Raw genomic sequence first — 12397 nt, 5'->3', positions numbered from 1 at the left:
CCCGATCTGTTATCACACCTTCTGAGATCACAGCTATAGCGGCATAAAAAAGAAAGCCTTTCTCAATGAGGAAGGCTTTTTTATTGGTGACAGCATTGGTTCACGGTAATGCAATGTCTGCACAACCACGGCTACAGCAAGATTGTTATTACAACACCACCAGGTAATCCGTCGGAGGATTTGGGATCGTCGCTTGCGCATAATGGTGCGCCACGACCCCTTTCGTTCTTTCGGTTGTACTGATTTTTTCCAGTTCATCGAGCAAATCACGCGGTAGCTTGATGTGCATCGAATACCCAAGATCTTTTGAATCTTTAAGATAGGTATCCGCTGATAATACTTTCACCAGCTTTTCAAAATCCTCCTGATAACCGTATTGTTTGACGGAATCTTCCGTTAACTCGCTGTAATCCGGGTGTTCACTTGGATCCCATGACGGTTTTTTCAGTTGTTTTTCTTCGCTGGTCAGCGGCTTGCCGTGTGGTGACGGCATACTCTCTGTCGCAGGAATGATTTTTTCACGAACGCGATTATCCCGCGCAGCCTGTTCGGTTGGCGGGTTCACTGAAGGCGCAATAGTAGGCGCACCTACATTAGCCGGTGAAATTATCACGCTGATGTCACTCCTCGGGCATCAGTTCAGATTTTGATGCCTTACGCTATTGCCAATAATACTGTCGCTACGGTCCCCACTGCAGAGAGAATTTGGCCAGCCGTATAAAAATCATCGGTCTGTTGATTCACTTCTGCAGGATGATCCATTCCCAGCACACCATACGCAAACGACTCTCCTTTACTTGACGGTTCACCGCCCTCTTTAGAGGTCTCGAGCTCTGGGGCTGATTGTTTCGCATCTGCCGCTAATTTTTGTTTTGCTTCTTCTGAAATAGACACCGTTGTCTCGGCAACCGCTCCTTTTGGATCGCCATTGACTGCTTGATTCCTTCCTTCAACTTTCGTTGAGACCGCAGCCTGAGATTGTAACGTTGCCGGAGAATAGGTCAGGCTATTCCCCACAGTTCCTACTGTCATTATGGCCTCTCAGTAATGTAGAGCAACTCCACGTTATAAATATCGGCGACAATTAACAGAAGTTTAATTTTTTGTTAATTGCCGACGTGGCATATCAATCATCGTGCTGTTCCAAAAAAAGACGCAATGCTTGCGTAAACTCCGCAGGGTGAGAAATAAACGGCGCATGCGACGCACTGGCAAAGACTTGCCGTTGAGAACGCGGGGCTAATTCATCTAATTCCTGCGCAACTTTCACTGGCACCAAACCATCTAATCGCCCATACATTCTTAGCCAAGGCTGTTGAATACGTACGAGTTGATCACGTAAATCTACCTCGGCTAACTGCGTTAAACCTGCACTAAGTGCAGCTTGGTTTGGCTGAGGGCGTGATAATACGGCTTGTTTGAGCAACTTAATATCTTGCCGTGCCGTCGGGCTGCCCATCGCTTGTAAGGCCATAAAACGCTCAACGGTCAAACGGAAATCATCACTCAGTTGTTGCTGAAAATCAGTCAGTACTTGAGGCTGAATGCCTCGCCACGATGTTGCCTTATCAGCCGCAAATTTAGGAGAGCTCGCAACGGTCACTAATCGGCTAACGCGCTCAGGTGCAAGTAATGCAGCCTGTGTTGCGACTAATCCTCCTAACGACCATCCGACCCATGTTGCAGCCGATGGTGAATATTCAAGCAACAGATGTGCCATCTCTTCAATAGAAGCCCCGTCAATACCACCACTATGGCCATAGCCGGGTAAATCAACACAATGCACTCGAAAATAAGGTGTTAGCAGCGGTAATATCTGCTGCCATACCGCCCCATTCATGCCCCAACCATGAATGAGAACTAGATCCGAACCTTGGCCTTCAATTTGCCAATGTAGCTTGGTTGTCATTTACACTTCCTTTTATTCACCAATAACCCACCAGGATGGCATGGATGTTATCGGCTTCGCGATTTAGATCAATACTCGATTGGACCAACCAGCGCTGCCAGTTATGCCACCAACCATTATCAACTCAAGAACAAGTCTGGTGCCAACACTGTATAGAACACTTCCCACAACCGCCCTATTGTCGGCGCTGTGGTGCCACTACTTTAACCGATGTTGAACAATGCGGAGCCTGTTTATCATCACCACCACCGTGGCAACGCCTTATCCGATTGGGAGAGTACCAACCACCATTACGTCAGTGTGTGCAACGCTATAAATTCAGCGGCAAGTTTTGGTTGGCTCATCCATTAGGCAAACACCTTGCAGCCAAAATTAATAATCCAGCTCCTGTGTTACTGCCCGTCCCTTTACACCCACTGCGTCGCTGGCAACGCGGCTTTAATCAAAGCACCGCATTGGCATGGTCGATTGCCGCATGTACCGACAGCCAAGTAGTACCGCATGGTTTTCGCCGTATACGCCACACTCCAGTACAAAAACAGCTTTCTCGCCATCAGCGTCAGCAAAATTTGCGGGGTGCATTTGAACTGACATTAAAAAATTTACCCTGCCATATCGCGATTGTTGATGATGTAGTGACCACGGGCAGTACGGTTGCAGAGCTAACTAAGATACTGAAAACAAATGGTGTACAAACAATCGACATCTATTGTATTTGCTATACGCCGATGCCTATGTGATCACAAAAAAACAGCAAAATAGTATTCAAATCATGGTAGGCGTGATTTGGGGATGATAGAAAGGGCGACTAAGAGTAGAATAGAATTAAATCTTACTAAATAAGTCAGGTATTACGTCGTGTCTATGATCACTATTACTGAAAACGCTCAGCAGCACTTCGGCAAGCTTCTTGCCCAGCAGCCTGAGGGAACAAATATTCGTGTCTTCGTGGTGAACCCAGGCACCCAAAGCGCAGAGTGCGGCGTATCGTACTGCCCACCTGAAGCTATTGAAGCAACCGATACTGAAATTAAGCTAGACCTGTTCTCAGCTTACGTTGATGAGCTAAGCCTACCGTTTCTTGATGACGCGGAAATTGATTTTGTTACTGACAAAATGGGCTCTCAGCTAACACTAAAAGCACCTAACGCAAAAGTGCGTAAAGTGTCTGATGATGCAACGCTAATGGAACGTGTTGATTACGTTATCCAAACGCAAGTAAACCCACAACTTGCAGGTCACGGTGGTAACGTATCACTGGCTGAAATTACTGAAGATGGCATCGCTATCCTACAGTTTGGTGGCGGTTGTAACGGTTGTTCTATGGTTGATGTCACGCTAAAAGAAGGCATCGAAAAAGAGCTACTGGCTCAGTTTGAAGGTGAGCTAAATGGTGTTCGAGATATTACCGAACACGCACGTGGCGAGCACTCTTACTACTAACATCTCAATCCTATTTAGGACGAGATTAGATGTATAAAAAAAGCCGCTAGACTATAGCGGCTTTTTATTGCGTGTAATTTAAACATCATATTGGCGTTAACCCGCCCAGGTGATCGTCACTTTTCGACGCCCCCAATTCCTGGCCGCTTGAATATCTTTTCCCATGTAGATATCAATCTTACGCGACCAACGCTTATTCATTTTATCCAGCACCACATACTCACCAGGTAAACCGGATATCTTCACTTTAGTGCCGTGCTTAATTCCCATGTTGAGCAAATCTCGCGAAACGGCAATGGCTTTCATCCCCGGCTTCAAACGATCTCCCCAAGCCGCAATACTGGGGTTTGCATTGGTTTGTGCACGTACCGAATTATATGCGGTAGCAGTAACATTCAAGGTTTTACTTTGTGTGCCAGCTAATACTTGGGGCGCAAAAATAAAGCTGGCCAGTGCCAGTAATACAACCAAAAACCGACTATTCATATATTCACCTGAGCAATAATTGCGCACATTTTAAACACAACAAAGTCCAGATGAGTAGCATTTATTGGCGAAAAAAGAGCCAAATCCAGTTGAATAATTCTAACTACTTGTTGGCATTAGCGGTTTCCAGAAAAATATTTTTCTTCCATTGATACGTAAAAAGCACAGCTAAGCCAATTCCGCGCATGGCCATAAAACCAAGCATTGCCCCCCATAGTGCATGATTGTCATAATCCATCAGCAACCACCAAATCGCAAAGAAACTACAGGTAGCCACAAACATGCTGTTTCGCATCTCTTTGCCTCGGGTCGCACCAATGAAGATACCATCAAGCAAAAAACACCACATCGACACCAGCGGCACCGCCGCTAACCATGGTAAATAAATAGCGGCCTCTTGCTGCACCGCAGGGATATTTGAAATAAGTGCCACGATATTTGAACCAAATACCGTAAACATCAAGGTTAAGATAAGCGAGACCATCAAACTCCAAAACGTTGTCCCGACCAAATAACGGCCTAACTCGTCACGGTTACGCGCACCTATCGCTTTACCGACAAGAGCTTCCATCGCATAGGCAAACCCATCCATCGCATACGACACCAACATCAGAAAACTCATCAGTACCGCATTAGCCGCCACCGTATTATCCCCTAATGTTGCCCCGTAGAACGTCATAAAGGTGAAGGTAAGCTGCAAGCACAAGCTACGCAGAAAAATATCGCGATTCAGCTTAAGTAAGCGCCCCAATCCTTCACGTACTGCACCGATCTTTTCACGAACGGCGGGCAATGCTTGAGCAATCCATTGACGAGAGACAAACCATAATCCCAACGCCATGCCACTGTAATCAGCAATGACGGAGGCGGCCGCGGCCCCCTGCACTTTCCAACCAAAGCCAAGTACAAACAAAACATCTAGCCCAATATTAACGATATTGGTGACAATCAAGAGCCACATCGGAGCGCGGGCATTCTGGCTACCGAGCAACCACCCCATGATGACAAAATTAGCAAGCGAGGCGGGCGCGCCCCAAATACGAATAGAGAAATATTGCTCAGCGTAGAGTTTGACTTGGTCACTGGCGCTACTGAAGGAAAAAATAAGGTCAGCAACAGGCTGATGGAATAACAGCAGTACCGCAGCCAATAACCACGCGAGGGTCAAACCTTGTAAGAAGGTACTGGCTTGGGCATCTTTGTCGCTCGCGCCATACGCTTGGGCGCTCAGGCCTGTGGTGGCCATCCGCAAAAAGCCTAATAGCCAAAAGGTGACATTAATCATGGTGCCACCAACCGCGACACCACCGAGATACCAAGCATGATCGAGATGGCCAATCACTGCCGCATCCACCAGCCCCAACAACGGCACCGTGATGTTTGACAGCACCATAGGCAAGGCCAAGGCAAAAACTTGAAGGTGGAGGGATTTATCCCTAAGGGCTGCGAGCACAGAAACCTCTTCACTGCTAGGCATCATAATGAGTAGATGCTCAAATAAGTAGAAACACAGTGTAGCGGCTTCCATTTTGAGACTAAACCCTCGCTATGGCATCCAGCATAAAAGAGTCTGTACCAAAGTATTGAGCCAAACTAGGTAGTACTAACTAAGACAACGTTAACCAAGCCACGCCACTAACCAGTGATCAGCCAGCAGCACCACAAACAAGGCCAATAAATGCCAGATAGAATATTTAAACGTCGCCCACGCATGCCCTTCACTGTCAGCAAATTTCAGTTTCCACGCATACCCGATAAACCCTAGGTTCAATAGGCTACTGCCAACAAGGTATAGCATGCCACTCATCCCAGTGAGCCAAGGTAGAACTCCCACGGCAAACAGCATGAAGGTATAGAGCAGCACCATGGTTTTAGTAAAGGCGATACCATGGGTCACCGGCAACATGGGGATCCCAGCTTTGGCGTAATCATCTCGTCGATGGATAGCTAACGCCCAAAAGTGAGGCGGCGTCCAGGTAAAGACCAACATCACTAACAAAAGTGCATGCGGGTCTAGCTGACCTGTTACTGCGGTCCACCCTAACAGTGGTGGTGCAGCGCCCGCTAAACCACCGATGACAATGTTTTGAGGCGTAGCGTGTTTCAACCACACGGTATACACCAAGGCATAGCCCACTAAACTGGCCATGGTCAGCCATGCTGTCAACGCATTGAGCTGCCATAGCAACGCAAAACCGACCGCCATCAACACCACCGCAAAGGCGATGGCTTTATGTGTTTCAATGCGTCCTTTCGCCAACGGGCGATGATAAGTTCGTGCCATTTTGGCATCAAACCGACGATCCAAGACATGGTTAAACGCCGCGGCCGCAGCAGACTGAAAGCCAATCCCCGCCAAACCCAAAATAACCGCCTTCAGTGGAGGAATACCGGTAACTGCTAAACACATCCCAACCAAAGCGGTTAATAGCAGCATAGCCACCACTTTGGGCTTGGTCATAGTGAGATAGTCTTGCCATAACGCTGGCTTTGCCGATGATGCCGCGTGCGATCGGGGCGAGGTAAATACTTGTGACTTAGCCATGATGCTGCTCCTCTGCTGTCCATGCTTTCGTGCCCAACGCATGCGCGGCTGGGTTGTCCTTTGCCTGACGATAATCCAGCGCCAGTCGGTAGTTAATCGCCACTAAGGTCAGTAATAGCCCCAGACCCACCACGTTATGGGCAACAGCTATTGCGAGTGGTAAATGAGCAACTACATTGGTGATCCCCAATAGTATTTGCAGTGCCAATACTCCGCTCAATATCGCAGCTAAGCTACGATATTGAGGATAACGAAGCAGTTGCCAAATCAACACCCCAACAAATCCACAGACTACGACAGCACCTAAACGATGCGTAACATGAATAGTGACGCGTTGAGAGTAATCCAGCACCCCAAATTGATAGCTTTCGTGCTCAGGTTGGATAGGCGTAAACGCGCTGACATCATATTGTGCTAACCAATTGACTTCGCACAACGGCAATTGGGTACAGACCACCGCGGCATAGTTCGCTGCGGTCCACCCTCCCAACATGATCTGACCAATCACCACAATCAACACACTAACGCCCATCATAACGAGTAGCCTTGTCGGAGAGCGGTACTGTGACAATCCGGCGTCAGAAGGCGCATGCTGCTGACAGTTTTGTTCACGTACAATCTTCTCGTTAAATTGTTCAAACGTATCAACAGGCAAAATCGGCTGGCGACTGACTTCAAAATCTAATTCATTAAAGGCGTGCTGCAACTTTTGATCATCACCGCTAGCTAACGGTGGTGAGGGCGCATCGAGTGAATCAGAAGGCAATGCTAACAAGGCGTGTAACTGCCGTGCTTGTTGTCGCACTCGCAAAGCCAACAGCAATAAAAGTGACGCAATCGTAAAGCCACCAAGCAAATGCCCCATCACAACGATAGGCATTAGGTTTAATGTCACGGTCCACATGCCCAATGCTGCTTGAAAGCACACGACAATGAGTAAACAAATAGGCAGTTTTTTAGGGCGGGATATTTGTTGCCAAGAGGCAATGTTAATCAGCAAGATCAACACCCCCAAAGAACCAGCAACATAGCGATGGATCATTTCATTCCATGCTTTTTCAACTTCAACTGGCGCATCAGGATAGGACAATTGCGCCTGAGCTAATTGTTCCGCAGTCTGAGGAACCGTCAACGTGCCATAACACCCAGGCCAATCAGGGCAGCCAAGCCCCGCTTCGGTCAATCGTGTATACGCCCCTAAAATAATCACGATCAATGACAATCCCAGTGTGGCGTACACTAAATATCGATACGTCGTATTCGCCATAGGCTCTCCTTAGCCGATTTTAGACACCTTCAATAAGCGCTTTAAATCACGAAGCACATCTTTCCCTTGTGCCAAAATAGCCGTTTTATCGCTGACCAGTGGGTAAGCCATCATCACATTCCCTAATGGGTCGGCGATATAAATGGCTTTGGTGCCAAATTCAAACGTATTAATTTGAGCAACAACATGAGGCGGGATAGAAAGCAATTTGATCCCCGTAAGATGAGACTGTATTTCTGTCGACAATGTCGCTTGTGCCGACTCCGCCACCAGCACCGTACTATCAACCCGATCTTTCCCCGCCCCTACGGCAACGGGTACTTGGCGTAAATTGAATAACGCACCTTGGCAGGCACTGTCACACTGTTCCGGCAGTAAATAAATCAGACGCCATTGCCCTTCCTTACTGCCGCCTAATTCGGTCAACCATTGCGGCGTGAGCGGCGAATCCAGTAACTTACCGCGATTGGTGATCCCGCCTTGATACCAATTCAAATCCAGCACCAATTTAGCTAACAACAGTGGCAACACAAATATGCCTAACAACAGTAACAACGCACTCCGTTTGCTTCCTTGTTTGCTCATGCTCTCGTCCTTTTTAACCACCAGAAGGCTAACCCAGAAATCGCCATCGCCATCAAAAACCATTGCACGGCATAAGCGTAGTGTTTATGCGGCCCCATCACGACTGGGGTCCAAGTTTGTTGTAACGCCAAGGCATTATCGGGATCGATTTGTAAAACCCAGGGTTTAAGCGGTAAATCCATCTGCTGAGATAGCAAAGTTAAATCGATCACTTGCACCCGTTGCGGCCACTCTATCGTTGCACTGGGGGCTGCTAATGTGGGCATTAGTGAGGGCGGTGCGATAATCCCCTCAACGCGTAATTCCCCATGATGTTCAGGCAAAACAGGTAATTGTTCACGGTACGTTGGCGCGGCAATCCAGCCCAGATTAACCAGTACCCAATCCTTATTCACTTTGAGGGGGTACAGCAGGTGATAACCCACTCGACCACGATAAATTTGGTTATCGAGCAGCACGGCATAACGGTGTTCAAACGCCCCATGAAGCGTTAACCCATACCATCGCGGATCGCTCGGCAAACTAGCTAAGCTGTAATACATCTGTTCACTGCGGTGCTTCAAGGCATGGCTTAATGCCTCTTTTTCTTGCGCCCGCGCTAATTGCCACAAGCCTAACTTGACCAATGTCAGCATTACCGCCACAGTAAAAAGTATGAATCCGATCCGTCGCATACCACCTCATATCAACCGATTACTGCCTGCCGGAGTGTTTACATGCTGATCAAAGCCCTTGTTGTTTGTTTGTTGGTATTCATCATTTTTAATCTTTTCCGTGCACTGCCTGTGATGCTCGGCAAGCGCCAAGGTGTGCCGCTTTCTCGCTACTTAGGTCACCGATTATGGTTATCTGTTGTGGTATTTGCATTATTGCTGATTGGCATTGCAACAGGACTCGTTGAGCCTAATCCTCGCCCGTTTTAGCCATCAACCTAGGTCTAAACACAGCAGTTGCAATGCTCATTCAAATGGCCAATTAAAGAATGTAGACGAAAGTGAATAGCCCCAACCACACCACATCGACAAAGTGCCAATACCAAGCGCCCGCTTGAAACGCAAAGTGCTTTTCTGCACTAAAATGCCCTTTGAGTACCCGACACCACACAATAAATAAGATGATGGTACCTAAGGTGACATGCAGCCCATGGAAGCCCGTCAGCATAAAGAAGGTATTACCGTAGACACCTGAATCTAACGTTAGACCCATATCCTGATAAGCGTGAATATATTCCACCCCTTGTAGGTAAACAAACAGCCCCCCCAGCAATACAGTCAACAATAAAAATAGGGTTAAACGAGGGCGGTTATCTTTTTCTAACGAGGTGTGGGCGATATGAATAGTGACCGATGAGGTCAGCAGAATAAGCGTGTTATAAAGCGGTAAACCCAATGGCCCCATCGCCTGTGTCTCGCCACCGCTTGGCGTGACAATCAATGGCCACTGGGCAATAAACTCGGGCCATAACACGGCATTGGTCATTGCATTGTTTCCTGCACCACCCAGCCATGGCACCGCAATCATGCGCGCATAAAATAGTGCGCCAAAGAAAGCGGCAAAGAACATGATCTCGGAAAAAATAAACCAGCTCATGCCTTGGCGAAACGAGCGGTCCAATTGCGCACTGTATAAGCCGCCCATCGACTCTCGAATCACATCCCTAAACCACCCCGTCAGCATGATGAGTAAGAGACCAACACCGGCCAGCAACACCCAAGGTCCCTGCCCAGCCATGAGTCCACCAACGGTTGAACCGGCACCGAGCGCAATCAAAAAAAGTGCTACAGCCCCCACAATGGGCCATGCACTAGTGGCGGGTACATAATAGGCTTCATGCTTATGGTTAGGGTTCGTTTCAGCCTGTGATGACTGAAGCGGTGTCATCGCTTGATCGTGTTCGTCGTACGGGTTTGCCATTGTTATAACCTCACTGTGTTTGCGCAGTATCTGTCGGCTGCGCGTCATACAAGGTGTAAGCTAAAGTGAGCGTATTAATGTCATCAGGCAGATCAGGATCGATATAAAACACCAAAGGTAGCTCTGCTGACGCACCCGCCTCTAATGGCTGGTGATTAAAACAAAAACACTGAATTTTATTGAAGTACTTGGCGGCCAGTCCCGGTGAAACGGATGGTACGGCCTGACCAACACTGGCTTTAGCAGTCAGGTTTTGCGCCGCATAAGCAATTTTATGGGTTTCACCGGGGTGCACTTCCATCCGCGTCACTTGCGGTGTAAATGTCCACTTCATGCCCTGATTGATGTAAGCCACGAATTCAACCGTCACCGTTCGACTGGTATCAATCCGATTCTCAGCGATTGCGGCAGGCGTTGACGAGGTTTTGCCATTAATCCCAGTGATATCGCAAAACACGTCGTAGAGCGGCACAAGTGCAAAAGCAAAACCAAACATCGCAACAGCCATCATCACTAAGGACCACACTGAACGCTGCTTTTTCTTGGCCGAGTCTTGAAGATCTTGATTCGCCATAACCGCCCCTAATCTACTTTTGGTGGCGTCGAGAAGGTATGAAGAGGTGCAGGTGACGGCACTGTCCACTCAAGCCCCTCGGCACCATCCCATGGTTTTGCGGCCGCAGGCTCTCCACCTCGAACACATTTGATGATGACAGCTAAGAAAATAAATTGTGATAAGCCAAACAAGAAGCCACCAATACTGACCACCATGTTCACATCAGCAAACTGAAGCGCATAATCAGGAATACGGCGTGGCATCCCCGCTAAACCAAGGAAATGCATAGGGAAAAAGAGAATATTAACTGACACCACCGAGCACCAAAAATGCCATTTTGCTAAGCGCTCATCAAACATGTACCCCGTCCATTTAGGGAGCCAGTAATACGCTGCCGCCATGATCGAGAATATCGCTCCAGACACCAGCACATAATGGAAATGTGCCACCACAAAATAGGTATCGTGATACTGGAAATCAGCAGGCGTTATCGCCAACATCAAGCCAGAGAAACCCCCGATGGTAAACAAGATGATAAAGGCGATCGCAAAGAGCATTGGCACCTCAAAGGTCAGCGATCCTCGCCACATGGTGGCCACCCAATTAAACACCTTCACCCCAGTTGGCACGGAGATCAGCATGGTGCAATACATAAAGAAGAGTTCAGCCGCGACGGGCATCCCCGTGGTGAACATGTGGTGAGCCCAGACTAAAAAGCTCAACCCGGCAATCGACGCGGTCGCATAGACCATCGAACTATAACCAAAGAGTCTCTTACGAGAAAATGCAGGGATAATGGCAGAAATGATACCGAAACTCGGCAAAATCATAATATAGACTTCAGGATGCCCAAAGAACCAGAAGATATGCTGGAACATCACAGGATCGCCCCCGCCTGCCGCATCAAAAAAGCTGGTACCAAAGTATTTATCGGTCAGCACCATGGTGACCGCACCCGCTAACACTGGCATAACCGCGATCAATAAGAATGCCGTGATCAGCCATGTCCACACAAACAGCGGCATCTTCATGTAAGTCATACCTGGCGCGCGTAGATTCATGATGGTCACAATCACATTGATTGCCCCCATGATGGAACTGATCCCCATGATATGAATCGCAAAGACAAACAACCCCGTACTGGCTGGACTGTACGTGGTGGAAAGCGGCGCATAGAAGGTCCAACCAAAGTTGGGACCGCCACCTTCCATAAATAACGAAGCCAGCAGCATGGCAAATGCAAAAGGCAGGATCCAAAAGCTCCAGTTATTCATCCGCGGTAACGCCATATCTGGCGCACCGATCATCAAAGGCACCATCCAGTTCGCCAACCCTGTAAAAGCGGGCATTACAGCACCAAATACCATGATTAAGCCGTGAACTGTGGTCATCTGATTAAAAAAGTTAGGCTCAACTAACTGTAATCCTGGCTGAAAAAGCTCAGCACGGATCACCATCGCCATTGCACCACCCGTCAAGAACATCGCAAAGCTAAACATTAAGTACAGCGAACCGATTTCTTTATGATTAGTGGTCAGCACCCAGCGCATTAACCCTTTAGGTTGATGACCATGCTGGTGCTCATGATGGCCATGACCCGCCTCGTTATGGTTTGAATGCTCACTCTCGGATGGCGGCGAATCAGGCTGCTCAACGTCGGTTTGCTCTCGTAACATATCCGTCATTGGTCTC

15 protein-coding genes are annotated in these 12397 nt (G+C 48.1%); 3 read left to right on the top strand and 12 right to left on the bottom strand.

Annotated features, from left to right (window positions below):
* Positions 1-148: 148 nt before the first annotated feature.
* From OCU87_RS00620 to bioH, 3 genes are all read right to left on the bottom strand, one after another.
* Positions 149-613 (bottom strand): hypothetical protein, encoded by a 465-nt coding sequence (locus OCU87_RS00620; protein WP_062688270.1) that lies wholly within the window; start codon positions 611-613, stop codon positions 149-151.
* Positions 614-654: 41 nt separating this feature from the next.
* A complete protein-coding gene (locus tag OCU87_RS00615; RefSeq protein ID WP_241148793.1) occupies positions 655-1017 on the bottom strand; it encodes a hypothetical protein in 363 nt (120 codons plus the stop codon).
* A 109-nt stretch (positions 1018-1126) separates the two neighbouring features.
* Positions 1127-1909 (bottom strand): pimeloyl-ACP methyl ester esterase BioH, encoded by a 783-nt coding sequence (bioH, locus tag OCU87_RS00610; protein WP_261857653.1) that lies wholly within the window; start codon positions 1907-1909, stop codon positions 1127-1129.
* A 44-nt stretch (positions 1910-1953) separates the two neighbouring features.
* Here bioH and OCU87_RS00605 point away from each other — a divergent pair, with 44 nt between their 5' ends.
* Complete coding sequence (locus tag OCU87_RS00605) at positions 1954-2649, top strand: ComF family protein (protein ID WP_261857652.1); 696 nt, start codon at positions 1954-1956, stop codon at positions 2647-2649.
* Between the two features lie 124 nt (positions 2650-2773).
* Positions 2774-3352 (top strand): Fe-S biogenesis protein NfuA, encoded by a 579-nt coding sequence (gene nfuA / locus OCU87_RS00600; RefSeq protein WP_062688446.1) that lies wholly within the window; start codon positions 2774-2776, stop codon positions 3350-3352.
* 96 nt (positions 3353-3448) lie between these two features.
* On the opposite strand, the gene OCU87_RS00595 is transcribed toward nfuA, so the two are convergent.
* The 6 genes from OCU87_RS00595 to OCU87_RS00570 all read right to left on the bottom strand — a co-directional run bounded on the left by OCU87_RS00595 (position 3449) and on the right by OCU87_RS00570 (position 8909).
* Complete coding sequence (locus tag OCU87_RS00595; RefSeq protein WP_205049189.1) at positions 3449-3838, bottom strand: 3D domain-containing protein; 390 nt, start codon at positions 3836-3838, stop codon at positions 3449-3451.
* Between the two features lie 103 nt (positions 3839-3941).
* Complete coding sequence (dinF, locus tag OCU87_RS00590; RefSeq protein ID WP_261858334.1) at positions 3942-5291, bottom strand: MATE family efflux transporter DinF; 1350 nt, start codon at positions 5289-5291, stop codon at positions 3942-3944.
* Positions 5292-5456: 165 nt separating this feature from the next.
* On the bottom strand, positions 5457-6383 hold the full coding sequence (gene cyoE, locus OCU87_RS00585; protein ID WP_261857651.1) for a heme o synthase: 927 nt from the start codon (positions 6381-6383) through the stop codon (positions 5457-5459).
* A complete protein-coding gene (locus OCU87_RS00580; protein WP_261857650.1) occupies positions 6376-7650 on the bottom strand; it encodes a COX15/CtaA family protein in 1275 nt (424 codons plus the stop codon). Before OCU87_RS00580 ends, cyoE begins: the two co-directional genes overlap by 8 nt.
* Positions 7651-7659: 9 nt before the next feature.
* Positions 7660-8235 (bottom strand): hypothetical protein, encoded by a 576-nt coding sequence (locus OCU87_RS00575; RefSeq protein WP_062688262.1) that lies wholly within the window; start codon positions 8233-8235, stop codon positions 7660-7662.
* Positions 8232-8909, bottom strand: coding sequence for an SURF1 family protein (locus OCU87_RS00570; protein WP_062688260.1), 678 nt, complete (start codon positions 8907-8909; stop codon positions 8232-8234). Before OCU87_RS00570 ends, OCU87_RS00575 begins: the two co-directional genes overlap by 4 nt.
* 42 nt (positions 8910-8951) lie before the next feature.
* On the opposite strand from OCU87_RS00570, the gene OCU87_RS00565 reads away from it, so the two are divergent.
* Entirely contained in the window at positions 8952-9158 is a 207-nt protein-coding gene (locus OCU87_RS00565) for a DUF2909 domain-containing protein (protein WP_062688258.1), read from the top strand.
* Positions 9159-9210: 52 nt separating this feature from the next.
* Here OCU87_RS00565 and OCU87_RS00560 read toward each other — a convergent pair whose 3' ends face one another.
* From OCU87_RS00560 to ctaD, 3 genes are read right to left on the bottom strand one after another with little or no spacing between them, the layout of a single operon-like run.
* Complete coding sequence (locus OCU87_RS00560) at positions 9211-10116, bottom strand: cytochrome c oxidase subunit 3 (RefSeq protein ID WP_261858333.1); 906 nt, start codon at positions 10114-10116, stop codon at positions 9211-9213.
* Between the two features lie 43 nt (positions 10117-10159).
* The gene (locus OCU87_RS00555; RefSeq protein WP_094956688.1) at positions 10160-10723 is read right to left on the bottom strand and encodes a cytochrome c oxidase assembly protein; all 564 of its coding nucleotides are present in this window, start codon (positions 10721-10723) and stop codon (positions 10160-10162) included.
* 8 nt (positions 10724-10731) lie between these two features.
* Positions 10732-12390, bottom strand: coding sequence for a cytochrome c oxidase subunit I (gene ctaD / locus OCU87_RS00550; protein ID WP_094956687.1), 1659 nt, complete (start codon positions 12388-12390; stop codon positions 10732-10734).
* Between the last annotated feature and the right edge of the window lie 7 nt (positions 12391-12397).

Source organism: Photobacterium sanguinicancri (assembly GCF_024346675.1).
GTDB classification, from domain to species: Bacteria; Pseudomonadota; Gammaproteobacteria; order Enterobacterales; family Vibrionaceae; genus Photobacterium; species Photobacterium sanguinicancri.
The sequence above is the reverse complement of the archived record's forward strand: the minus strand, read 5'-3'. Positions and strand labels throughout refer to the sequence as shown.

Coding starts and splice junctions, on each gene's coding strand:
- bioH (WP_261857653.1), bottom strand. CDS start 1,909: ATGACAACCAAGCTACATTGGCAAATTGAAGGCCAAGGTTCGGATCTA.
- OCU87_RS00605 (WP_261857652.1), top strand. CDS start 1,954: ATGTTATCGGCTTCGCGATTTAGATCAATACTCGATTGGACCAACCAG.
- nfuA (WP_062688446.1), top strand. CDS start 2,774: ATGATCACTATTACTGAAAACGCTCAGCAGCACTTCGGCAAGCTTCTT.
- OCU87_RS00595 (WP_205049189.1), bottom strand. CDS start 3,838: ATGAATAGTCGGTTTTTGGTTGTATTACTGGCACTGGCCAGCTTTATT.
- cyoE (WP_261857651.1), bottom strand. CDS start 6,383: ATGGCTAAGTCACAAGTATTTACCTCGCCCCGATCGCACGCGGCATCA.
- OCU87_RS00580 (WP_261857650.1), bottom strand. CDS start 7,650: ATGGCGAATACGACGTATCGATATTTAGTGTACGCCACACTGGGATTG.
- OCU87_RS00575 (WP_062688262.1), bottom strand. CDS start 8,235: ATGAGCAAACAAGGAAGCAAACGGAGTGCGTTGTTACTGTTGTTAGGC.
- OCU87_RS00570 (WP_062688260.1), bottom strand. CDS start 8,909: ATGCGACGGATCGGATTCATACTTTTTACTGTGGCGGTAATGCTGACA.
- OCU87_RS00565 (WP_062688258.1), top strand. CDS start 8,952: ATGCTGATCAAAGCCCTTGTTGTTTGTTTGTTGGTATTCATCATTTTT.
- OCU87_RS00560 (WP_261858333.1), bottom strand. CDS start 10,116: ATGACACCGCTTCAGTCATCACAGGCTGAAACGAACCCTAACCATAAG.
- OCU87_RS00555 (WP_094956688.1), bottom strand. CDS start 10,723: ATGGCGAATCAAGATCTTCAAGACTCGGCCAAGAAAAAGCAGCGTTCA.
- ctaD (WP_094956687.1), bottom strand. CDS start 12,390: ATGACGGATATGTTACGAGAGCAAACCGACGTTGAGCAGCCTGATTCG.